The sequence below is a fragment of the Nocardia sp. JCM 34519.1 genome (genome assembly GCF_020361265.1).
Taxonomy (GTDB): Bacteria; Actinomycetota; Actinomycetes; order Mycobacteriales; family Mycobacteriaceae; genus Nocardia; species Nocardia arthritidis_A.
Genome location: NZ_JAIRBR010000013.1, coordinates 174,136 through 197,558, shown reverse-complemented (window position 1 = coordinate 197,558; position 23,423 = coordinate 174,136). Strand labels below are relative to the sequence as shown.

At 68.0% G+C, this 23,423-nt stretch carries 20 protein-coding genes; 4 read left to right on the top strand and 16 right to left on the bottom strand.

Features of this window, described 5'->3' with window-relative positions; genetic code table 11:
• Positions 1-18 precede the first annotated feature (18 nt).
• Positions 19-183: a hypothetical protein gene (locus LGY53_RS28555; protein ID WP_167476987.1), complete on the top strand. Its 165-nt coding sequence runs from the start codon at positions 19-21 to the stop codon at positions 181-183.
• Positions 184-230: 47 nt separating this feature from the next.
• Here LGY53_RS28555 and ffh read toward each other — a convergent pair whose 3' ends face one another.
• The 6 genes from ffh to ftsY all read right to left on the bottom strand — a co-directional run bounded on the left by ffh (position 231) and on the right by ftsY (position 8,711).
• Entirely contained in the window at positions 231-1,796 is a 1,566-nt protein-coding gene (gene ffh, locus LGY53_RS28550) for a signal recognition particle protein (RefSeq protein WP_225729788.1), read from the bottom strand.
• 134 nt (positions 1,797-1,930) lie between these two features.
• On the bottom strand, positions 1,931-2,245 hold the full coding sequence (locus LGY53_RS28545) for a hypothetical protein (RefSeq protein WP_225729787.1): 315 nt from the start codon (positions 2,243-2,245) through the stop codon (positions 1,931-1,933).
• 101 nt (positions 2,246-2,346) lie between these two features.
• On the bottom strand, positions 2,347-4,770 hold the full coding sequence (locus tag LGY53_RS28540; protein WP_225729786.1) for a [protein-PII] uridylyltransferase: 2,424 nt from the start codon (positions 4,768-4,770) through the stop codon (positions 2,347-2,349).
• A 121-nt stretch (positions 4,771-4,891) separates the two neighbouring features.
• Positions 4,892-5,230, bottom strand: a complete 339-nt coding sequence (locus tag LGY53_RS28535) for a P-II family nitrogen regulator (protein WP_167479663.1) — start codon at positions 5,228-5,230, stop codon at positions 4,892-4,894.
• Between the two features lie 5 nt (positions 5,231-5,235).
• On the bottom strand, positions 5,236-6,588 hold the full coding sequence (locus tag LGY53_RS28530; RefSeq protein WP_225729842.1) for an ammonium transporter: 1,353 nt from the start codon (positions 6,586-6,588) through the stop codon (positions 5,236-5,238).
• Between the two features lie 437 nt (positions 6,589-7,025).
• Positions 7,026-8,711, bottom strand: a complete 1,686-nt coding sequence (gene ftsY / locus LGY53_RS28525; protein WP_225729785.1) for a signal recognition particle-docking protein FtsY — start codon at positions 8,709-8,711, stop codon at positions 7,026-7,028.
• A gap of 193 nt (positions 8,712-8,904) precedes the next feature.
• Between ftsY and LGY53_RS28520 the strand changes: the two genes are divergently transcribed.
• Positions 8,905-9,294 carry a DUF2237 family protein gene (locus LGY53_RS28520; protein ID WP_019048221.1) on the top strand — a complete coding sequence of 130 codons (390 nt, stop codon included), beginning with the start codon at positions 8,905-8,907 and terminating at the stop codon, positions 9,292-9,294.
• Positions 9,295-9,453: 159 nt separating this feature from the next.
• Here the strand turns inward: LGY53_RS28520 and LGY53_RS28515 are convergent, their stop codons facing one another.
• Positions 9,454-10,215, bottom strand: a complete 762-nt coding sequence (locus LGY53_RS28515) for a TetR/AcrR family transcriptional regulator (RefSeq protein WP_225729784.1) — start codon at positions 10,213-10,215, stop codon at positions 9,454-9,456.
• 100 nt (positions 10,216-10,315) lie between these two features.
• Here LGY53_RS28515 and LGY53_RS28510 point away from each other — a divergent pair, with 100 nt between their 5' ends.
• A complete protein-coding gene (locus LGY53_RS28510) occupies positions 10,316-11,233 on the top strand; it encodes an NmrA/HSCARG family protein (RefSeq protein ID WP_225729783.1) in 918 nt (305 codons plus the stop codon).
• Positions 11,234-11,270: 37 nt separating this feature from the next.
• Here LGY53_RS28510 and smc read toward each other — a convergent pair whose 3' ends face one another.
• Entirely contained in the window at positions 11,271-14,879 is a 3,609-nt protein-coding gene (gene smc, locus LGY53_RS28505) for a chromosome segregation protein SMC (RefSeq protein WP_225729782.1), read from the bottom strand.
• A gap of 231 nt (positions 14,880-15,110) precedes the next feature.
• Here smc and LGY53_RS28500 point away from each other — a divergent pair, with 231 nt between their 5' ends.
• Complete coding sequence (locus LGY53_RS28500; RefSeq protein WP_225729781.1) at positions 15,111-15,836, top strand: hypothetical protein; 726 nt, start codon at positions 15,111-15,113, stop codon at positions 15,834-15,836.
• Positions 15,837-15,855: 19 nt separating this feature from the next.
• On the opposite strand, the gene LGY53_RS28495 is transcribed toward LGY53_RS28500, so the two are convergent.
• The 8 genes from LGY53_RS28495 to LGY53_RS28460 all read right to left on the bottom strand — a co-directional run bounded on the left by LGY53_RS28495 (position 15,856) and on the right by LGY53_RS28460 (position 23,047).
• A complete protein-coding gene (locus tag LGY53_RS28495; protein ID WP_225729780.1) occupies positions 15,856-16,284 on the bottom strand; it encodes a DUF1707 domain-containing protein in 429 nt (142 codons plus the stop codon).
• 184 nt (positions 16,285-16,468) lie between these two features.
• Positions 16,469-17,635 (bottom strand): glutathionylspermidine synthase family protein, encoded by a 1,167-nt coding sequence (locus tag LGY53_RS28490; protein WP_225729779.1) that lies wholly within the window; start codon positions 17,633-17,635, stop codon positions 16,469-16,471.
• Complete coding sequence (locus LGY53_RS28485; protein ID WP_225729778.1) at positions 17,635-18,504, bottom strand: hypothetical protein; 870 nt, start codon at positions 18,502-18,504, stop codon at positions 17,635-17,637. Before LGY53_RS28485 ends, LGY53_RS28490 begins: the two co-directional genes overlap by 1 nt.
• A 244-nt stretch (positions 18,505-18,748) precedes the next feature.
• The gene (locus LGY53_RS28480) at positions 18,749-19,024 is read right to left on the bottom strand and encodes an acylphosphatase (RefSeq protein ID WP_225729777.1); all 276 of its coding nucleotides are present in this window, start codon (positions 19,022-19,024) and stop codon (positions 18,749-18,751) included.
• On the bottom strand, positions 19,024-19,464 hold the full coding sequence (locus LGY53_RS28475) for an OsmC family protein (protein ID WP_225729776.1): 441 nt from the start codon (positions 19,462-19,464) through the stop codon (positions 19,024-19,026). Before LGY53_RS28475 ends, LGY53_RS28480 begins: the two co-directional genes overlap by 1 nt.
• Before the next feature lie 89 nt (positions 19,465-19,553).
• Positions 19,554-20,261, bottom strand: coding sequence for a response regulator (locus tag LGY53_RS28470; RefSeq protein ID WP_167477003.1), 708 nt, complete (start codon positions 20,259-20,261; stop codon positions 19,554-19,556).
• Between the two features lie 53 nt (positions 20,262-20,314).
• A complete protein-coding gene (locus tag LGY53_RS28465) occupies positions 20,315-22,816 on the bottom strand; it encodes a sensor histidine kinase KdpD (protein WP_225729775.1) in 2,502 nt (833 codons plus the stop codon).
• A 63-nt stretch (positions 22,817-22,879) separates the two neighbouring features.
• The gene (locus LGY53_RS28460) at positions 22,880-23,047 is read right to left on the bottom strand and encodes a hypothetical protein (RefSeq protein ID WP_167477005.1); all 168 of its coding nucleotides are present in this window, start codon (positions 23,045-23,047) and stop codon (positions 22,880-22,882) included.
• Between the last annotated feature and the right edge of the window lie 376 nt (positions 23,048-23,423).

Sequence of the window (23,423 nt, the reverse complement as noted above, 5' to 3'; positions counted from 1 at the left end):
GCGGTGAACACTGCGAATATGACCAGCGAAATCTGCACGCACTGCGGACAACCCATCGATCGCGCCGACCGCACCATGTCCCGCCACCGCACCTCGGAGGGCACCGTCGTCTACACGCGCTGCGCCTGCGGCGGTGTGCACATCTGGCTGGAAGCGCACACCCGCAGTCTGCTCGCCGGTTGAAAACGACTGCGCCGCACCCTAATTCGGGTGCGGCGCAGCGGAATCGGCTACTTCTTCGGGAATTTGAGCTTCGACAGGTCGAAACCCTCCAGCCCCGGTGGCAATTCGTTCAATCCGGCGGGCATATCGGACAGGTCCGGCATTCCGGCGGGCAGTCCACCCATTCCGGGCAGACCGGGGAAGCCGCCGCGCACCTTCGGCGGCGTCGGGCCGCGGCCGCCCTTCTTACCCTTCTTGCCGCCCTTCTTGTTGTTGCGGCGACCCGCACCGGGCAACCCCATCTGACGACCCATCGCCGCCATCATCTTCTTCGCGTCGAAGAAGCGGTCGACGAGCTGATTCACCTCGGATACCGATACGCCCGAACCGTTCGCGATGCGCAGCCGCCGGGAGGCGTTGATGATCTTGGGATTATCCCGCTCAGCGGGTGTCATACCGCGGATGATCGCCTGCACCCGATCCAACTGCTTATCGTCGATCTGGGCGAGCGCGTCCTTCATCTGACCCGCGCCGGGCAGCATGCCGAGCAGATTGCCGATCGGACCCATCTTGCGGATCGCGAGCATCTGATCGAGGAAGTCCTCGAGGGTGAGCTCACCGCTGCCGATCTTGCGCGCGGCCTCCTCGGCCTGCTTCGCGTCGTATACCTGCTCGGCCTGTTCGATGAGGGTGAGCACATCACCCATGCCGAGGATGCGGCTGGCCATCCGGTCCGGATGGAAGACATCGAAATCCTCCAGCTTCTCGCCGGTGGACGCGAACAGGATCGGCACGCCGGTGACCTCGCGCACGCTCAGCGCCGCACCGCCGCGAGCATCGCCGTCGAGCTTGGTGAGCACGACACCGGTGAAGCCGACACCGTCGCGGAACGCCTCGGCGGTGGTGACCGCGTCCTGACCGATCATGGCGTCGAGCACGAACAGGATCTCGTCCGGCTGCACGGCGTCGCGAATGCCGGCGGCCTGCTGCATGAGTTCGGCGTCGATGCCGAGGCGGCCCGCGGTGTCGACGATGACGATGTCGTGCTGCTTCTGCCTGGCCTCCTCGATACCCGAGCGGGCCACGTTGATCGGGTCGGCCGCCGAGATGCCCAACGGGTTTTCGCCGCCGCCGATCGAGGTGCCGGGATGCGGCGCGTAAACGGGGACGCCTGCGCGCTCACCGACCACCTGCAGCTGCGTGACGGCGCCAGGGCGCTGCAGATCGCAGGCCACCAGGATGGGCTGATGTCCTTGGCCCTTCAGCCATTTCGCGAGTTTTCCGGCGAGGGTGGTCTTACCGGCGCCCTGCAGACCGGCGAGCATGATCACCGATGGCGGGTTCTTGGCCAGGTTCAACCTGCGGGTTTCGCCGCCGAGAATGCCGACGAGCTCCTCGTTGACGATCTTGACGACCTGCTGCGCCGGATTCAGCGCCGCGGAAACCTCGGAACCCTTGGCGCGATCCTTGATGCGGGCGATGAACCCGCGCACCACGGGCAGCGCGACGTCGGCCTCGAGCAGGGCGAGCCGGATCTCCCGGCAGGTGGCGTCGATGTCGGCCGGTGACAGACGCCCCTTACCACGCAGATCCTTGAGGGCACCGGTAAGCCGGTCGGACAGGGATTCGAACACCGATCGCGCTCCTGATCTCGGGGACGTCTAAAACACTGCTCTCCCAGGGTAATGGGCTAGCCCGAGTGTTCGCGCACGCGGTTCGAAGTCCAAGGCAGAAACCTTGGGAAATAAGGGGAATTCGCGAAGGCCGGTCAGTCGAGGGAGCGACGGCGCGGTTTGACGGTCTTGCGGTAGTCGTGATTTTCCTCGGCCACCATGAATACCGCCTCGCGGGCGGTCAGGCCTAGCTCCAGGGCTAGGTCGTCGAGCATGGCCCATTCGGTGGTGGTGGGAATCCGGGAGGCGGCGACGGTGGTGGCGATTGTCATCGCGGTCACCGCCTGCTGACCGCTGAGGGTCCGCCCGGGCAGCCAGGAGACGACCCAGCGGTCTCCGCCGACACACCGCGCCATGTGCGTCGTCTCGTCGCTGGTCATCATCGATGCCGAAACCACCTCAATTGCCACCGACCTGCTCCCCTCACGCTTGCGATAGCCAGACGCTCTGATATTAAGGCGCGCGGAGCCCCGCGTATACGGGTTCCAGCAAATCGCGTGCAACAGGTTGGCTAATCGGTGGTCGGGGCCGGCTCCGGTTTCTTCGGCGCGGGCCGCGGAACCACGTCCAGAATGGCCTTTTCGATGGTTTCGCGCCGTTGCGGCCCGTCGTCGGCGCCGAGCTCGAGACAGAACACGTCGACCACCGCGGCGCCCATGGTCACGACCCTGGCCCACCGCACATCGGCGCCGGTCGCGGCGAGCGCCGCGGCGAGTCGGCTCAGCAACCCGATCCGATCCTCGGCGCGCAGTTCCAGGATCACCTGGCCGGGCAATGAACTGTCCGACCAGATCACCCGCGGTTGGGCCTGCGCGAACGGGCTCGGTTTCGCGCCGACCGAGTCACGTTCTCGCTTGGCCAGCAAAGCGGGCAGGTCCAGGTCGCCCGCGATCGCGCGGATCAGCTCCTGCCGCAGCAAACCCGGATCCGGTGGATCGCCGAACTTCGGTGAGACGACGAAGGTGTTGATCGCCGAATCCCCCTCGCTGCCGAGCACCGCGGACAGCACGCGCAGCGAGTGCAGCGCCAGGACACCGGCCGCCTCGGAGAGCAGTCCCGGCGTATCCGGCGCGATGACGGTGACCTCGTGCGTGTGTTTGCCCGCGCCCGGCCGCAATTCGACGTGCACGCCACCCCACTTCGCCTTGGCGACCAGCTCCGGATCGATTTCGGCCGGGGTCGGGAGCCGGTCGCCCGCCATCACCAGGCGGCAGCGGCGGACGAGCTCGCCGATCAGCGAGGCCTTCCAGTCGCCCCAGACGCCGGGGCCGGTGGCCAGCGAATCCGCCTCGGCGAGGGTGTGCAGCAGATCGAGCAGTTGCGCGTCGCCGCCGACCGCGTCGACGACGAGTTGGATGGTCTCCGGATCGGCCAGGTCGCGCCGGGTCGCGGTATCGGGCAGCAGCAGATGGTGCCGGACGATCGCGCTCAGCGTCCGCACATCGGACGGCCACAGGCCGAGTCGGCGGCCGACCTGGGTGGCCAATTCCGCGCCGACGACGCTGTGGTCACCCGCCCGCCCCTTGCCGATGTCGTGCAGCAGCGCACCGAGCAGCAGCAGGTCCGGCCGGGCGACGCGGGTGCTCAACGCGCTGGCATAGGCGACCGTCTCCATCAGGTGACGGTCGACGGTCCAGGTGTGCATGGCATCGCGCGGCGGCAGGTCGCGCACCGCGCCCCACTCCGGAAACAGCCTGCCCCACAAGCCCGTTCGGTCCAGCGCCTCGACGGCATCGATGACGCCGCGGCCCGCGCCGAGCAGTACGAGCAGATCGTTGATCGCCTCCTTGGGCCACGGTTCGCGCAGTTCGGGCGCGTCCTCGGAGAGCCGGTTCAGCGTGGTCGCCGACATCGGCAGTCCGTTCTGCGCCGAGGCCGCGGCCACCCGCAGCACCAGACCCGGATCCCGTTGCGGCCGTGCGTCCCTGGCCAGCACCACCTCACCCGCGTGTTCGACGACGCCCTCGTCGAGCGGCCGGCGCACCGGCATCCGGCGCAACCGCGCCAGCCCGCGCCGCGGCAGTGCGTTGGCGGCGGTGCGCAGGCCGACATCCACCGAATAGCTGACGGTCCGCGCGGAATCGCTGAGGGTGCGGGCGAGGTCGAAGCGGTCGCCGATGCGCAGCGCGCCGCCGATTTCGTCCGCGTCCTGTGCCCGCAGCTGATCCCTGGCACGTCCGGCGACCCGGTGCAATTCCGTGCGAACATCCAGCAAACGTCGTTGGGCCTGTTTGAGACCACCTCCCGGCACGTCCGGACCGAGTCCCGGCATGGCGTCGGTCAGCTGTGCGATAGCCAGCGCGTCGAGCAGTTGGATATCGCGCAATCCGCCGCGGCCATTCTTCAGATCCGGTTCGGCCCGGTGCGCGATCTCCCCGCTGCGCTGCCAGCGCGCCTGCGCCTGGGCGACCAAAGCGTCGAAGCGCGAACGGATTCCGGTGCGCCACTCCCGGCGCACCCCGCCGATCAGCAGATTGCTGAGTTCCTCGTCGCCGACGATATGCCTGGCCTCCAACATGCCGAGCGCGGCGGTCAGATCGTCGGCGGCGACCCGAACGGCCTGCGCTACGGTACGCACGCTGTGGTCGAGTTTGATATGCGCGTCCCAGAGCGGATACCAGAGTCGGTCGGCCACCTCCGCGACCCGCTTCGGATCGACGTCGTCGTGCAGCAGCACCAGATCCAGATCGGAATACGGCAGCATCTCCCGCCGCCCCAACCCGCCGACCGCCACCACCGCCAGACCGCTGTCGCGGGCGATGCCGAGCTCGGCGCCCTTGCCGGTCAGCCACAGTTCATAGAGGTCGACCAGCGCCTGTCGCAGTGATTCGGCGTCGAGGCGCGGATTCCTCGGATGGCCCCCGTCGAGTAGTTGGTCACGCGCCCGAACCAGATCCGCCGCACCGCCGGACACTTCGTACTGCTCACTAGCCACTGCCCACCACCCCAATCGATGCTGGCGGCCCCGTCCCGACCGGTGCTCCGGTGGGAGCGGGGCCGCCGCTCAGCCTCGTTATGCTGTTTGCATTCGCGCCGCTCACGGGCGCACGTCTCGGTTACAGCGCGTCGGTACCGCGTTCGCCGGTCCGCACCCGGATGATCGACTCGACCGGGGTGACCCAGACCTTGCCGTCACCGATCTTGCCCGTCCGAGCCGCCTCGACGATGACCTCGACGACCTTGTCGACCGACGCATCGTCCACGACGACCTCGACCCGGACCTTCGGGACGAAATCGACCGAGTACTCCGCGCCGCGGTACACCTCGGTATGACCCTTCTGGCGGCCGTAACCCTGCACCTCGCTGACGGTCATGCCCAGCACGCCCGCCTGCTCCAGACCGGTCTTCACGTCCTCCAGAGTGAACGGTTTGACGATTGCGGTGATCAGTTTCATTGCGGTCATGCCTCCTTGACGGCCGTACGTGCCGTGCTACCCACAGCAGCAAAATCGTATGCCGTTTCCGCGTGCTCGGATTCGTCCAAGCCGAGCGATTCGGCCTCGTCACTGGCGCGCAACCCGATCGTGAACTTGACGATGTAGGCGATGATCAGCGCCGCGACGAACGAGAAGGCAAGCACCACAAGGGCGCCCACCGCCTGCCGCCATAGCTGATCGATACCACCACCGTAGAACAGGCCCTTGGTGTTCGCGTACAGGCCCGAGGTGGCGGCGGGCGATTCGGGCGCCAGGAACAGCCCGACCATAAGGGTGCCGACCACACCGCCGACCAGGTGCACGCCGACCACGTCGAGCGAATCGTCGAAGCCCAGCTTGAACTTCAGGCCGACCGCGAGCGCGCAGACGATGCCGGCGACCGCGCCGATCGCGAGCGCGCCGAGCACGTTCACCGAGGAACACGACGGGGTGATCGCGACCAGACCGGCGACGATGCCCGAGGCGGCGCCCAGCGAGGTGGCGTGACCGTCGCGCAGCCGCTCCACCAGCAGCCAGCCGAGCATGGCCGCGCAGGTCGCGATGGTGGTGGTGATGAACGTGCTGCCCGCAGCGCCGTTGGAGCTCACCGCGGAACCGGCGTTGAAGCCGTACCAGCCGAACCACAGCAGACCGGCGCCGAGCATCACGAACGGCAGGTTGTGCGGACGGAACGCGGTCTTCGGCCAGCCCCTGCGCTTACCGAGCACCAGCACCAGTGCCAGACCCGCCGCACCCGCGTTGATGTGTACCGCCGTGCCGCCCGCGAAGTCGATCGCCTTGAGATGGTTGGCGATCCAGCCGCCCGCGTGCACCAGGTTGCCGTCCGGATCCTTGACGTCGAAGTCGAAAACCCAGTGCGCCACCGGGAAATAGACGACCGTCGCCCAGATGCCCGCGAACAACATCCACGCGCCGAACTTGAGCCGGTCGGCAACCGCACCCGAGATGAGGGCAACCGTGATGATCGCGAACATCAATTGGAACGCGACGAATACGGTCATCGGAATCGTGCCCGCCAGCGGAATATGCACCTCCGGAGTGGTGATATTGCCCGCGGCGTCTTTCACCGCGTCCGCCGAATTGCCGCCGATCAGACCCTTGAGCCCGAAGAACTGCGCCGGATCGCCGATAACACCGAATTTGTTGTCGCCGAACGCCATCGAGTATCCGTACAGCGACCACAGCACGCCGATGAGACCCATGGCGCCGATGCTCATCATGATCATGTTCAGCACGTTCTTGGAACGCACCATCCCGCCATAGAAAAACGCCAGGCCAGGCGTCATCAACAGCACGAGTGCCGAACTCGCCAGCATCCATGCGGTGTCACCGGTATTCGGTGCTCCGGTCAAGGGAAAAGCCACCTTGAAATCCTCCTCATCTCGGGCCCGGCCGATAACGGCAAACGGACCTGCCCAGAAGGTTCCTCATTCGGTGTTTCATCCGTGAGTTTGCGGTGTTTCGCATATGTGAACGCATGGTGCGGTTTTGTTGCTACCACGTTTCCGTGTCCGATTTGCCGTGCTCCGCACGGCGTGTCCGCGGCCCCGGGAGTCTCGCATCCGAGCGGCCGAGACTCGCGCCTTCGGCGCATGCGCTTCGGCCGCTCGGACGCGAGACGGGCCGCGGACTTCGCTCGCTCCGTGACGATTACATTGGCGACCCTACTTGCTGTTGATGGGCGCACCGTGATCCATTGATCGCGACGGTGCGGCCGAAGCCGGAGCGGGAGCCGATCTCGGCTCGCCGACCGTCAACCCAGTAGCGCGTCCACGAAAGCCGCCGGTTCGAACGGGGCCAGGTCGTCGGCGCCCTCGCCGAGACCGACCAGCTTCACCGGGACGCCGAGTTCGTGCTGCACCTGGAAGACGATGCCGCCCTTGGCCGTTCCGTCCAGTTTGGTCAGCACGACGCCGGTGATGTCGACCACCTCCGCGAACACCCGCGCCTGCATCAGGCCGTTCTGTCCGACAGTGGCGTCGAGCACCAGCAGCACCTCGTCGACCGCGGCCTTCTTCGCCACCACCCGCTTGACCTTGCCCAGCTCATCCATCAGGCCGGTCTTGGTGTGCAGGCGGCCCGCGGTGTCGATCAGCACCGCGTCGACGCCGCGCTCGATACCCGCGGCCACCGCATCGAAGGCGACCGCCGCCGGATCGGCGCCCTCGCGGCCACGCACGGTATCCGCGCCGACCCGCTCGCCCCAGGTCTGCAGCTGATCCGCGGCCGCGGCGCGGAAGGTGTCGGCCGCGCCGAGCAGCACCCGGCGGCCGTCGGCGACCAGCACCCGCGCCAATTTGCCGGTGGTCGTGGTCTTTCCGGTGCCGTTCACGCCGACCACCAGCAGAATCGACGGATGATCCGCATGCGGCAGCGCGCGCACCGCGCGATCCAGATCCGGGCGCAGCGCATCGATCAGCACCTCGCGCAGCACCGCGCGGGCCTGTTCGGCGGTGCGCACGCTGCGGCCCGCCATCTCCTCGCGCAAGCGGTCGACGACGGCGGCCGTACTCGCGGTGCCGAGGTCGGCGAGCACCAGGGTGTCCTCGACCTCCTCCCACGATTCCTCGTCCAGGTCGCCGCCGCCGAGCAGACCGAGCAGCGACTTGCCGACGGCGTTCTGCGAACGGGACAGCCTGCCGCGTAGGCGTTCCAGGCGGCCTGAAGTCGGCTCGATGGTGTCGAGCGGCGGGGCGGTGGCCGCGGCGGCGGCATCGGACGGGGCGGTCACCTCGGGTTCGACGGTGCGCGCTGTGTCGGTGGGCGCGGATTCCGGGGTGGCCGTGCCGGATTCGGCGGCTGCGCCGGAGCCACTGATCGTCGTGCCGGAGCCTGCGGTCGCGCCGCCGGACCCGGCCGCCGGTTCGGCGGTCGTCGTGCCGGATTCGGTCGCGGCATCGGCGGGCGTCGCATTGGACCCGGGCGCGGCCTGAGATTCGGTCGCACCGGATTCGGTGGCGCTTCGGGGTTCGGCGGCTGTTCCGGACCCGGTTGCACCCCGAGGCTCGGCCGTCGCGGTGCCGGATTCGGTCGCGGTATCGCCATCGGCCGCCGCGTCGGGTTGCACGGTCGACGCGGCGGATTCCCTCGCGGCCTCGCTGGATTCGACATCCTCCGTGGGCAACTGGACATTGGTGATGCCGCGCCGCGGTGCGTCCCGCGGTATCGCCGCGTCATCGCCGACGTGCGGCTGACCCTCGGTATCGGTCCGCTCGATCGGGGCGGGTTCCGGTTTGGTCGCGGTCCCGCCCTGGCTGAAGGTGAATCCACCCGACGCCGTATAACCGCCCGACTTGTCGGTCAGCTCTTTCTTCTCGTCGGACGGCGTCAGCGAGACACGCCTGCTCCGGTACCGGACGAAACCGGCGACCAGGGCCACCAACAACACGGCGGCGACGGCGGCGATCAGGATCCACACTTCGGCACTCACGCGCCCCATCCTTGCAGAACCGCCTCGGTCATCGGCGGACCACATCGCCCGGTGAGCTGCGTCACCACCGCCGACGGACCGGTCGATGGCCACTGATGGGCAGGTCCCGCCGGATGACGGGCCGGCAAATTAGTCGGACACACGAGGGGTGAGATTTCTTGTCCTGCGGAACTTCTCGCGACGGGACAATAGGATCGGCGAGGTGACCGATCGAAACGTGCTTGGGGGGCCGCTGGAAGAGTGCGGCACCGATCCACTCACCGGCTTCTACCGGGACGGCTGCTGCAGCACCGGGCCGGAGGATCTGGGTAGCCACACCGTGTGCACCGTCGTCACGGCCGAGTTCCTGGAACACCAGGCATCCATCGGCAACGATCTGAGTACGCCGCGCCCGGAGAACAACTTTCCGGGCCTGCAGCCCGGAGACCGGTGGTGTGTGGTGGCCGTGCGTTGGTTGCACGCGCACGAGGACGGTGTCGCCGCACCCGTCGTGCTGGCGGCGACCCATGAGAACGCCCTGGAAGTGATCTCCATGGATATCTTGCGCAAATACGCCGTCGACGTGCCCGACGACGTCAGCGACCTGCTGTAGCGCCTCGTCCACGAACGACGGTAACCGTCGAGGCGGTCGGCGGTCGGCGGGTGATCCAGAAGGTGGGCACGCGCCGAGCGCCGAGCGCCGCGGTGGCCCGGTCGATGTCGGCGCCGGTACGGCTCGGCGGCGAGTATCGTGGCGGCCCAACCGAAGTCGTCAGCCCGCCGCCCGCTCCCGATCGGCGGCGCGCCTGCGATGCGCCTTCTGCCGGCACGCCGGCGAACAGTAGCGCGGCGGGCGACCGGTACCGGCGGGTCGCATCGCGGTGCCGCAGATCGGGCAGTGCCGGGTGGATCCCATTTCGTTACGCGCGCCAATTTCGTTATGGCGCTTGGCCCGCTCACCGACTTTCGTTACGGCCACCGGCGGCCGCAGTGCGTCGAGCACCAGGCCCGCAGCGCGGGAAAGCCTGCCGTCGGGGCGTCGCTTACGTTGGATGGCAACGCATCCGGTGAAGATATCGGTCACGTCGGCGACGGTGATATCGGCACGCACGCTGCCCTGCGACTGCGCGGCACGCAGCAGGGCGCCGAGCGCCTGATGGAACCGCGCGCCGATCACCGCCTTCGGCCAGCCGTCGTCGGATTGCACCAGATCGCACAGCGCCTGCACCCGTGGTGCGGAAACCACGAGCTCGGTGCAGATTTCGAAGAACGCCGCGCCCGGATCGGCGGAATCGAGCCCGGCGGTGAGCAATTCGGTCATCCGATCGATCCGCTCCTGCAGCACGGCCTGCAGCAGCACGGATTTCGTTGGGAAATGCCGGTACACGGTGCCCGCGCCGACACCGGCCGACCGCGCGATCTCGACCAGCGACACCGAGGTGCCCTGTTCGGCGAAGGCCCGCCGGGCGGCGGCGAGCACCAGCGCGCGGTTGCGCCGGGAGTCGGCGCGCGCCGGGACGGTTGGAGCGGACATTCGTTACGGCCCTTCGGATAGCGCCTGGCCTGCGGGTGCGGCCACCCATATGGTTCGAATACGGGTCGATCGACCCGATTCTACCGAGAGTTAGGCGAACATGTCCCCTCAGCAGTCCCCCGTCCTGGTCACCGGAGCCACCGGCAAGCAGGGCAGTGCCACCGCCCGCAAACTGCGCGCCGGCGGTGTGCCGGTACGTGCCCTGGTGCGCGACCCCGATGCGCCCGCGGCCCGCGAATTGGCCGGGCTCGGCGCGGAATTGGTGGTCGGCGATTTCGACGCACCGGCCACCTTGGCACATGCGGTCACCGGAACGCGCGCCGTATTCCTGGTTCCCCCGGCCACTTTCGGGCCGAACGGCTGGGATACCGAACTGGAGACCGGGCGCGGCATCGCCGTGGTGGACGCGGCGGTCCGGGCCGGCGTCGAACAGATCGTATTCACCGGTGTCGCCACCATGCTCGACAGCTCATGGGGTGCGTTCGGCAAGGAGAATATCGAAAAGGCCATCGCGGCAAGCGGTCTGCGCTACACACTGCTGCGGCCGGTGCGATTCATGGAGAACTACCTCACCGGCGGAGGCCGCGGCCTCGACGGCATCCGGGCGGACGGTGTGCAACGGCACCTTTTCCCCGCCGACCAACCACTGCAGATGATCGCGGTCGCCGATATCGCCGAATTCGCCGCGCTGGCCTTCGCCGATCCGGATCGATTCCACGGCCGCACACTGGAATTGGCGGGTGACGCCCCCACTCCGGTCGCCGCGGCCGAACTGATCAGCGCGGCCACCGGCCACAAGATCACGTATCAGGAGATCACCGAAGCGGAGGCGGACGCCATCGGCGAGCAGATCGGCAGAACCTGGCGACTGACCCGCGAATACGGCGGCTGGCATGCGGATATCCCCGCGCTCCGGGAGATCCTGCCCGGTCTGCACACCCTCGAATCGTGGCTCGCCGCAACGGGTACCGCCCGGATCAAGGCACTGCTCGGTGAACAAGGGCCGACCGCACGCTGATTGGGTACACCGCATCGAATTCCGCGGCCCGCCTCCCTCAGCTCGCCGCGGCGCCGACCAGATTCTCCCCGCGCAACCGCTGCGAGATCACCTGGGTGATGCCGTCGCCGCGCATACTCACGCCGTACAGCGCGTCGGCGATCTCCATGGTCGGCTTCTGGTGGGTGATGACGATCAGCTGGCTCTTCTCGCGCAGCTGCTCGAACAGGCCGATGAGCCTGCGCAGGTTGGTGTCGTCCAGCGCGGCCTCGACCTCGTCCATCACGTAGAACGGCGACGGGCGGGCACGGAAGATGGCGACCAGCAATGCGACGGCGGTGAGCGACTTTTCACCGCCGGACAGCAGCGAGAGCCGCTTCACCTTCTTGCCCGGCGGGCGGGCCTCCACCTCGATACCGGTGGTCAGCATGTCGGACGGGTCGGTGAGCAGCAGCCGCCCCTCGCCGCCGGGGAACAGTTTCGCGAAAACCTCGACGAATTCGCGTTCCACATCGGCGTAGGCCTCGGTGAAGACCTGCAGGATCCGCGCATCCACCTCGGCGACCACCTCGAGCAGGTCTTTCCTGGCGTTCTTCACATCCTCCAGCTGGGTGGCCAGGAAGTTGTAGCGCTCCTCGAGCGCCGCGAACTCTTCCAGCGCAAGGGGATTCACCTTGCCGAGGGTGCCGAGATCCTTTTCGGCGCGTTTGGCGCGGCGCTCCTGGGTGGCCCGGTCGTACGGCTGCGGTTGCGGTGGGGACACCTGGTCGCCGCGTTCCTTGGCCTCCTCGTACTCCCGCCATTCCAGATCGGAGGGCGGCAGCGGGACATCCGGACCGTATTCGGCGATCAGATCGGCCAGCGCGATGCCGAACTGTTCGGCGATGGTCTGCTCCAACTGCTCGATCCGCAAGGCGGCCTGGGCCTTTGCCACCTCGTCACGGTGCACGACATCGGTGAGTTGGGCGAGCTGAGTGCTCAGCGCGCGCACCCGCTCCTTCACCTGGTCGACCTGGGCGGCGCATTCGGTACGGCGGCGCACCAGGTCGTCGCGGCGCGTCGCGGCCTGTGCCACAACGGTTTCCAGTTCGGCGGCCACCCTGGCGCCGGATTCCGCGACGGCCGCCGCCACCTCGGCGGCCCGGCGGCGGGCGGCCTGCGCGCGTTCGGCACGGGCTCGCGTCTCGCGTTCGGCCCTGGCCGCCCGGCGCAGCGAATCGGCTTTGCCGCGAACCGATTCCGCGCGTTCCTCGGCGGTGCGCACGGCCAGCCGCGCCTCCACCTCCATGGATCGGGCCTCGGCAAGCGCGGCCGCGGCCTCCTCGCGCTCCTGGCCGGCGGATTCGGTTGCGGCGCCGTCGTCGTCGGAATCGCCCCGTTCGAGTTCGGCGTTGCGCAAACGGTCTTCGAGTTCGGCGAGTTCGGCGAGCGTTTCCTCGCGACCCGCCTCGGCCTCCAGCCGCTGGGTGACCAGCCGGTCGCCTTCGGCCTGGGCGGTGCGGGCCGCATGGCCGAGCCTGCCGAGCCGGTCGTAGATGCCGATCATGGCCTGATCCGATTCGTGCAGCGCCAGCAGGGCCTGGTCGACGGCCTCCTTGCGGTCGGCCTGCTCGGCGAGCGCACCGGCGAGCGCGGCCTCCAGTTCCTCGGCGCGACGCTGGGACGCGACGAGATCGGCCTTCGCGGCATCGATATCGGCCTGGATCTCCAGCTGACTCGGCGCCCGATCGGATCCGCCGAGCAGCCAGCCGTTACCGGTCAGGTCACCATCGCGGGTGACCACCCGCAGGTGCGGTCGCGCGGCGACGAGTTCGCTTGCCGCGGAAAGATTTTCGACAACCACGAGTCCGGCGGTCAACGCGGCTATGGCCGGACGCACCTGTTCGGAACAGTCGACGACATCGGCCAGCCAGCGGGCGCCGTCGGGCAGCGGCGCATTATCGGCCGCCACCACCGGGCCGCCGCCGAAAACCAGTGCGGCACGGCCGCCGTCGGCCTCCTTCAGCGCGCGCACGGCCGCATGCGCGGTGCTGCCGGTGTCGGCGGTGACGGCATCGGCGAGCGGACCTAGCGCGGCGGCCACCGCGGCCTCGTATCCGCCGTGCACCCGCAGCAGCCCGGACAGCGGGCCGAGCAGGCCCTGCGCCCGGTTCTCCACCAGCCAGGCCGCGCCGTCGCGACGCGCCAAACCCATACCGAGTGCCTCGATGCGGGCGGTCAGCGAGGCGACCCGCTTACCGGCATCGCGATCCTGGTCGCGCAGTTCGGCGACGCGCTCATCGGCCAATTCGAGGGCCTGCACCGCATGTTCGTGCTGAGTGTCGAGGCCGTCCTCGCCCGCCTCCAACTCACCGAGTTCGGTTTGCACCGCGTCGAATTCGGCCTGCGCGGCCTCGTGGCGCTGCCTGGATTCGGCGAGCGCCGCGGACAGCCTGGCGATCTCACCGTCCACCGACTGCGCCCTGATGCGCAGCGTGTCGACCTGCCCGGCCAACCGGGCCGCCCCCTCGCGGCGGTCGGCGATCGCCCGGACCGCCGCCAAGTGCGCCTGTTCCGCGGCCTTGGCGGCGTGTTCGCGTTCGGCGAGCGCGTCGCGGGCGGCCTCCAACGTCTCCGTCGCGATCTCGACGGCCTCGCGGAGCTCGGCCTCCTCGGCCTCCACCCGATCGGCCTCGGCCTCCAACTGCTCCGGATCGCGGCCGGTGCCGACCGGCGTTTCGGTGTCGAGATGCCTGGCCCGATCCTCGGCGATGCGGATGGTCGCATTGACCCGTTCGGCCAGCGCGGACAGCTGGAACCAGATCTGCGCGGCCGCCTCCGCGCTCGGGGTCAGCTTGGCGAGCTGGAATTCCTGTTGCGCGAGTGCGGCATTGGCGGCATCGAGTTCGGCCTGCACGGTGACCTGCTGCTCGCGCGCGTACGCCTCCTTGCTCTGCTGACTCTCCAGCTCGCCGCGCCTGGTCACCAGGTCGTCGGCGGCCAGGCGCAGGCGCGCGTCGCGCAGATCCGCCTGCACCGTCGCGGCGCGGCGCGCCACCTCGGCCTGCCTGCCGAGCGGTTTGAGCTGGCGGCGCAGTTCGGTGGTGAGGTCGGTGAGGCGAGCCAGGTTGGCCTGCATCGCCTCGAGTTTGCGGACCGCCTTCTCCTTGCGTTTGCGATGTTTGAGCACGCCGGCGGCCTCCTCGACGAAGGCCCTGCGGTCCTCGGGACGCGACTCCAGGATGGCGGAGAGCTGGCCCTGCCCGACGATGACGTGCATCTCCCGGCCGATACCCGAATCGCTGAGCAGTTCCTGCACGTCCATCAGGCGGCAGGAGCTGCCGTTGATCTCGTATTCGCCCGCGCCGTCGCGGAACATCCGGCGGGTGATCGACACCTCGGCGTAGTCGATGGGCAGCGCGCCATCGGAATTGTCGATGGTCAGCGTCACCTCCGCGCGCCCGAGCGGGGCGCGGCCCGAGGTGCCCGCGAAGATGACGTCCTGCATCTTGCCGCCGCGCAACGCCTTCGCGCCCTGCTCACCCATCACCCAGGTGAGCGCGTCGACGACATTCGACTTTCCCGAACCGTTCGGCCCGACCACACAGGTGATGCCCGGTTCGAAGCGCAGCGTCGTCGCGGACGCGAAGGATTTGAAACCCTTCAGCGTCAGGCTCTTCAGGTGCAAATTCGACGACCTTTCCGTATGCGGACGATCCGCCATGGTATCCGTCGCTACCCGGCTTACCCCGGACCAGGCTATCGAGTCATCGCCGAAACTCCGGTATTTCGGTGTGCCGCGGATTTGCCCACCATACTGCGCGGCGCGGCGCGATTCCCCTCACCCTGCCCCGGGCGATCGCTGCGCATACGATCCATGCGACCTCACCAGCCGAGTGTTTGTTCGGGAGCGCAGCGCATGCCAGTTCCGGTACTCGAGACCAGCACGGTGCTGCGTCTTGCCCGGATCGGCGCGCTGGTGGCGGGCAGCCTGATCTTCCTATGGGGGTGCGAGGTCAGCAGGCGGCCGATGCTGACGGATGTGTGGACCGAGCTGGTGCTCGCGGCGCTGCTCGGGCTCACCGCGCTGGTCGTCGCCTGGTTCGAGGTGGCTCGGCGCGGACGCCGCCCGCCGCCATCGGAATGCCGGTTCGAGGTCGAGGGTTTCGCGGTGCGGGTGCGCATCGTGGCATCGGGTGAGCTGGTGTTCCGCGGCCGCGAATTCGTCGACGGCCGACCGGAATACGAGTGGGCGTGGACCTTCCACCCCGATACCTTCCCGGCCATTCGCGCCGCGCTCGACGGCAAGGGACATCTGCTTGCGATCCTGGATCGCACAGTGCCGCAACTGGATCCGGAGATCCGGCAGGATCCGGGGGCGTGGCTGTACGAACAGGGCATTCCGGCGGCGTTCCGGGAACGCGGTGTCAGCCCCACCAAGATCACCGCGGACCTGCCGATCGTCCAACCCGCCGGGCGACCGCCCACGCGCTCCCGCGCCGATCGTCGGCCACCGGCCCGTGAACAGTACGGGACGCATCGGGCCCGCGCCGCAACAGGTTACGGTCGATCCGAGGTCGATCCCTATGCGGCCGAAGGAGATCCGGCTCGTCGACGCAGGAGTCGCTACCGGCTCGACTATTGATGTTGTGCGCGTGCGGGTTTCAGCCGCGAGCTCGCCGCGGGTGACCGAAACAACGTCCGGCTTCGAACCCGGCGAGCATCCGGAATACCAGTACCGCACCCCACGGTCCGATCACCCACATCGGCCAGAAGTAGGTCAGCGAGCCGACGCCGAGCGAAATCGCACCCCAGATCACCAGCACGAGCACGCTGACCCCGAACCAGCTGCCGCCCTCGATGCGCTGCCAGATCGGCACGCGCGAATTACGCTGCGCCACCGAATCCTTCAGCCGAGGCAGATCCGACAGCACCACCGACAGCTCCTCACGCGTCGCGGTCGCATACACCCGCGCCACCCGCTGATCGTATTCGGCGAGGTCGATCCGCCCATCCGCCATATGCCGCCCGAGCAACCGCACCACCCGCTCCCGCTCGGCATCCGAGGCGCGAGTCCCGGTCGAGAGTTCCATCCCAGCTCCTAACCAGCTCCAACCCTCCATAGTGGAATATATCCAGCCTGAACCGTCCAAAGTGGAATGTCAAGGCTTGGCGCCTGACTTCAGGAACCGGAGCCATTCAGCGCAGACCGGGGTCGCGGATTCGGATCGTCGCGACGATGAAAGGGCCGACCTTCGACCGCCGCGAACGGCGCGGCTATTCCGTGATGATGCGGTGCGGGATGAAGGCGGAGCCGTCGTCGGTGATGGGGCCCGCGGATTCGCGGATGCCCATGCCTGCGGCCGAGTCGCCGACGATCCAGGCGCCGATGACCGGGCGCATATCGTCGAAAAGCGGTAGGGGGTCCAACAATTGGTAGATGTAGCCCTCTTCGCCGTAGACGCCGCCGGTGGCGGTTTCCAGGCCGGCGCCGACGATGGTCATATTCGCGCCCTCGCGGCCCAGTTTCGGCTTGCGAATGTATTCGGTGAGCTCGTGCGGCTCATCGATGTAGGCGGGCAACAGATTCGGATGGCCGGGATACATCTCCCACAGCACCGCGAGGATGGATTTGTTGCTCAGCAAGGTTTTCCACAGCGGTTCGATCCACATGGTCTGCGGCAGACTCGACACCACCCGCTTGCCGAAGTCGTCGTCGAGCGCCCACTCCCACGGATAGAGCTTGAAGATCGCCTCGATCGGCGCCTCGGCCAAATCGACGAAACGCTCCAGCTCCGAATCGAATCCGACCTCCTCGATGGGCAGCGCGACGGTATCGAAACCCGCCTCGGCGGCGGTCTCCTGCATATAGGCGGTGGTCACATTGTCCTCACCGCTGGAGTCCGCGCCCGACCAGCTGAAGTGCAGCTGGGCGCCGGGCAGGATGTCACGCAACACCTTCCAGCGATCGACCAACTGCTCGTGCAGCGAATTCCATTGGTCCCCACCGGGATAGGAGTCGGTGAGCCAATGCCACTGCACGATCGCCGCCTCCAGCAGCGAGGTGGGCGTATCGGCGTTGTACTCCAACAGTTTCGGCGGCCGCCGCCCGTCGTAGCGCAGATCGAAGCGGCCGTACACGTGCGGGTCCCGGCGTCGCCACGATTCGGCGATCGGTTCCCAACTCCATTCGGGCAGACCGAAATCCCGGTACCGCTCGGTCAGGATGATCTGGTCCACCGCGTCCAGGCACATCGAATGCAGCAATTCGACCTGGGATTCGAGGGCGAGTATCTCGTCCATATCGAATTCGTAGTGCACCGATTCGTCCCAGTACGGCCTGGGACGACCGGCGGCGTCCCTGGCGGGCACACCGTAGACCAGGCCCTGACTCTGAATGGTCTGCTGCCATCCACGCCGGGGCGTCCCGCGCACGCGTCGCACTACGAGCCACCGCCGCTCTTGCTGCCGAGCCCGCCGCGCTGAATGGTGGTGCCGCTCTTGGTGGTGATGTGCGCGTTGCTCGGACGGGTGAAGGTCCCGCCGGATGGTGGGTGGCCGACGGTGCCGGTGCCGCCGTAGTAGTAGTGGTACTGCGGACCGATGCCGGGCAGGAAAATAAGTCCCGGACCGGGTACATAGCCGTTGCTGTCGTCGATGAAGCCGGGACGGCCCGGACCGCAATTGGTGTCGTCGACGACTGTCTGCTGGCCGTTCTCGTTCTTCACACAGGAGGCGTTCACCGTCTCGTAGTCCGGTGCCGACGCGGTGCGGTACGCCAGATAACCGCCGCCGACCAACGCCGCGACACCGACGATGGCCGCGCCGCCGATCATCACCCGTTTACGGTTGCGCCGCTTGGTTTCCGCTGCCGCCTCGGCGGCGAGCCTGGCCTCCTCGGCGCGTTTGCGGGCCTTGTCCCTGGCCCGCGACTCGGCGAGGGTCGGCGGGCGTGGCTGCGTGACACCCGCCTCCTGAACCTGGATCCGACCGCGCGACGCATCGGACTTCTCCAGCGACACTGTCGGGGAGTCCGCTGCCGCGGGATTTTCCGTATCGGCGCCGCGGATCGCGTCCAGCAGAACCCCATCCACCAGCGTCGGATTCGGCCGGTCGGCGAATGTCGAATCGGGCCGGGTCGGCTCCGGCGGCGGGTAGCTGGGATATACCGGCATCGGATCCGGGACCAGGAGCGTCGGATTCGGCGCGACCGGCTCGGCCCACCACTCCCGATTCGCCGATTCCGAGACCTGCGGCAATAACGGCGTGGTCGGTTCGGGCGCAGGCGATTCCGCAGCCGCCGATCCGGACACCGGCGATCCCGGCATCGCCGATTCGGGTGCGGATGGCTCCGGTCCAGTCGGTTCGCGCGCGGCCGATTGCGAGGCAGCCGATTCCCGCACCCCCGACTCGAACGAAGTACGCTCGGGCTCAGGCGCTTTCGCCGACCCAGAACTCTCAGATCCAGCAGCGTCGTCGCGCAACGAATCCGACCGATCCGGCATGCCGGGATCCCGTGTGCTCATCCCGTCTTGCCCCCGTTCGCCCGAAACTTCATCAGCGCTCCTCGAATCCCGCCAAATCTCCCCGCGCCGTCTCCCAGTTTTCCACGACCAGGGTGACCCTGCCCGGAGTTTCACCGGAGCGCAACAGCCCGAGCAATCGCTCGCAATTCGGCCGTGATCCCTCCGCGATCACATGCACCCGCCCGTCCCGGGCGTTGGTGGCATGACCGGTCAGGCCGAGTTCCAGCGCCCGCGATCTGGTCCACCAGCGGAATCCGACGCCTTGCACCCGACCGTGCACCCAAGCGCTGAGTCGGACAGCTTCCATCAACCCTCCACGGCGAAATTCAGCGTCACCTTGGTGCCCGCCTTCAGCGTCCGGCCGACGGTGCACGCCCTGTCGACCGCGCGCTGCACGGTGACCAGCAACCGCTCGCGATCCTGTTCGCTGAGCTCCGACAGATCCAGCTCGAACTCCTCGTCGAGCTGCGGGTACAGCTCGTTCTCCCGGTCGGCGTCACCGGAGACGTGGATCGTCGCGTCGAAATTGTCGCCGAGTTTGCGGCTGAGCGAGAAGTCCGCGCTCAACCCGGTGCAGCCCGCCAGCGCGATCTTCAACAGTTCGCCGGGAGTGAAGCGGCCGGGGACACCCTGCGAGCCGATCAACACCTCGGCGCCGCGCGAACTGCGCCCGGTGTACTCGCGGGTGCCGGTGCGCTCGACCCATAGGGAGGTGGGGACAGTGGTGGGTGCGGTCTGCTCGGACATGCTCTCGATCCTGCCATTTGAGTAGGTATGGCTGCATGCCCGGCAACACCGCGACGGCCGCCACCCTTCCCGCGACGTGACCGAGCGCACTACTCCTGGAAGCGGTAGCCCATGCCCGCCTCGGTCAGCAGATGCTTGGGATGCGACGGATCATCTTCCAGTTTGCGCCGCAACTGCGCGAGATACACACGGAGATAATGGGTTTCGGTCGCGTAGGAGGGCCCCCACACCTCGCGTAGCAGTTCGCGCCTGCCCACCAGCTTGCCCTTGTTGCGGACCAGCATCTCGAGCATGCCCCATTCGGTCGGGGTCAGGTGCACCGTCTCACCGTTCTTGGTGACCTTCTTGGCGGCGAGGTCGACGGTGAACGACGCGGTCACCACCACCGGGTCGGCGGTGTCGGCGTCGGTGGCGCCGCGGCGCACCGCGGCCCGCAGCCGGGCGAGCAGTTCGTCCATACCGAACGGTTTGGTGACGTAGTCGTCGGCGCCCGCGTCCAGCGCCTCGACCTTGTCGGCCGAATCGGTGCGCGCCGAGAGCACGATCACCGGCGCGGTCGACCAGCCGCGAAGTCCGGCCAGCACCTCGATGCCGTCCATATCCGGCAGGCCGAGGTCGAGGATCACGACGTCCGGATGTTTGTCGGCGGCGGCACGCAGCGCCGCGGCGCCGGTGGCCGCGGTGATCACCTCATATCCGCGAACCGACAGGTTGATGCGCAGCGCGCGCACGATCTGCGGCTCGTCGTCGACCACCAGCACCCTGGTGGCCGGGGTTTCCTGCGTCTTATCGGTCATCGCCGCTTCCTGTGTTGGTAGGGCTGTCCGCGTCCGGTCCATTCCCAGCGTCATCATTGTTCCTGCTCGCTTTCGTCCGCGGGCAGGTCGACCAGCATGGTCAGGCCGCCGCCCGGAGTCGGTTCGGCATGCACGGTGCCGCCCATCGCCTCGACGAAGCCGCGCACCACGGACAGGCCGAGGCCGACGCCCGTGGTGTTGTCGCGATCGCCGAGCCGTTGGAACGGTTCGAAGAGTTGTTCCTCCGAGCCGGGCGGGATTCCGGGTCCGGTATCGACGACCGCGATGATCGCGCGGTCTCCGTCCCGTTCCGCGGTAACCCGCACCGGCGTGTCGCGCGGCGCGTGGCGCAGCGCGTTATCGATCAGGTTGGCGACCACGCGCTCGAGCAGGCCGGCGTCCGCGCGGACGGAAACCTCGCCGACCTCCACCTTCACCCGGTCCATCGCGGCGCGGCGCAACCCGCGCGCACCCATCCCGACGCTCACCAGCGCCCGGTGCACGACCTCGTCCAAATAGACGGTGCGCAACTGCGGTTGGACGACGCCGACGGCGAGGCGCGACTGGTCGAGCAGGTTGCCGACCAGCGCGGTGAGCTGATCCACCGATTCCTCGATGGTCTCCAGCAGTTCCGAGGTGTCCTCGGGCGAGAATTCCACGTCGTCGCTGCGCAGACTGGACACCGCGGCCTTGGCCCCGGCCAGCGGGGTGCGCAGATCGTGGCTCACCGCCGAGAGCAGCGCCCGGCGCAGCCGATCGGCCTCCAGCAGCGCGGCCGCGGCGCTGGCCTCCTCGGCCAGGCGGGCCTGACGAACCAGTCCGGCCGCCTGGTTGGCCACCGCGTTCAGCACCGGCCGTTCCCCGACCTCCATCGGTTTGCCCGCGAGCAGCAGCAGGCTGGTGGCGTCGCCCGCCTCGATGGCAATATCGGCGTCGGCCGGGCGCCGCGGCGGATCCGTCCCGGCCTCGCCGACGACCGTATCCCCGCACAGCATGCTCACCGCGCGCTGCCCGTACGTCTCGCGAATCTGCTCGAGCAGATTCGGCAGATCGGCGCCGTGCAGCACCGCGCCCGCGAACATGGTGAGCAGTTCGGCCTGCCGAGATGCCTTGCGCGCCTGACGCGTTTGCTTCGCGGCCACATCGACCAGCGCCGCGACCGCCACCGCGACGATCAGCAGCACGACCGCGGTGATGAAGCTGTTCGGCTCGGCGATGGTCAGGCTGTAGCGCGGGTCGGCGAAGAACCAGTTCAGTAACAGTCCGGACAGCACCGCGGAAAAGGCCGCGGGCAGTACGCCGCCGAGCAGCGCCACCGCGACGACACCGACCACGAAAATCGCGCTGATGCCGCCGAGGTCCAGTGTGCCGTCCAGGAATTCGGAGCAGATGCCGCACACGATGAACGGCACAAGCACCGAGGCCAGCCAGGCTCGCACCGGTTGCCGCGGCCACAGCGAGTACCGGCGCAACCCCCGATGCGCCTCCTCGTGGGTGACCATGTGCACGTCGATGCGGCCGGAGCGCTGCACGACGGTCGCGCCGATGCCCTCGTCGAGGATGCGCGCCCAGCGTGAGCGCCGGGAGGTGCCGAGCACCAACTGGGTGGCGTTCACCTCACGGGCGAATTCCAGCAGCGCGGTCGGCACATCGTCGCCGGTGACAGTGTGCAGCGTGGCGTCCAGGCTGGTGGCCAGATCGCGCAGCCGGTTCATCCGCTCGGTCGAGACACCGGCCAGCCCGTCGCCCCGAACCACGTGCAGCACAACGAGATCCGCGCTCGACTTGGTGGCGATGCGGCTGGCCCTGCGCACGATGGTCTCCGATTCGGGACCGCCGGTCACCGCGACGACCACCCGCTCGCGGGCCTCCCACAGATCCTTGATCTTGTGGTCGGCGCGGTATTTGGCCAGCGCCGCGTCCACCTGATCGGCCAGCCACAGCAGCGCCAATTCCCTTAGCGCCGTGAGGTTTCCGGGCCGGAAGTAATTGCGCAGCGCGGCGTCGACCTTATCGGCGGCGTACACGTTGCCGTGGGAGAGCCTGCGCCGCAACGCCTCCGGCGTGATATCCACCAGCTCGACCTGTTCGGCCTGGCGCACGATGGCGTCCGGGACGGTCTCCTTCTGCTGGATGCCGGTGATCTGCTCGACGACGTCGTTGAGGCTCTCCAGATGCTGCACGTTCACCGTCGAGATCACGTCGATACCCGCGTCGAGCAGTTCTTCGATGTCCTGCCAACGCTTTTCGTGCTTGCTGCCGGGAGTGTTGGTGTGCGCCAACTCATCCACCAGCACCACCGCCGGATGCCGTGCCAGCACTGCTTCGACGTCGAGTTCCGGGAAGGCGGTACCCCGGTACGGGACCATCTTCGGCGATATCCGCTCGATTCCCTCGAGCAGTTCGGCGGTCTTGGGCCGCCCGTGCGTCTCGACCACCGCGGCCACCACGTCGCGGCCGCGCTCCAGCCGCCGGTGCGCCTCACCGAGCATGGCGAAGGTCTTGCCGACGCCCGGCGCAGCACCGAGATAGATCCGTAGTTGTCCGCGCTTCACGCCACCATCATCGCGCGGTGCGCGTCCTGTGTGGGACACCCGTGCCGTAACGGGGTCATGTGGTCAGGCATCGGCGCCACGCCCCGGACCGCGCCGCCGCGCGAAGAGTCCGGATTCGGCCCGCGCCGCCACCCGATGCGCTTGACGTTCGTAGTCGCGGGCCCCGAGCGCACGGATCAACAAGGCGCAGCAGACGAAGCCCAGCAGAACAGCGACCGTGACCGTGGACATGGCAACCCTCTCCTCAACCGATGGGAACACCGGTCGCGTTGGGAGTGGTCCGCCTGGGCCGGCTCTCCACTTCTACCGCCGTGATCCAGGCATAAGAGGGTATTTACGGTGTGTTTACGGCATCCGGACACACTTTGACGGCATCCTTTCAGTTATCCCATGACCCGCTGTAAATGAAACGCAAATGCGGTGGTCGACTGCGCAAAGGAGTCGTAAGGGACCGCCGCTTGATGTCTCATGGACGTTTGACTCCTCCTGTTGCGCCCCACGACAGGGGGCGTTGATGAAAGGTGTGTATCCAATGTCTGTAGTCGTGTTCACGGTGGTCACCGTGGCCGTCTTCGCCCTGTTGGGCCTCATCCAGCGAGGGGTGGAG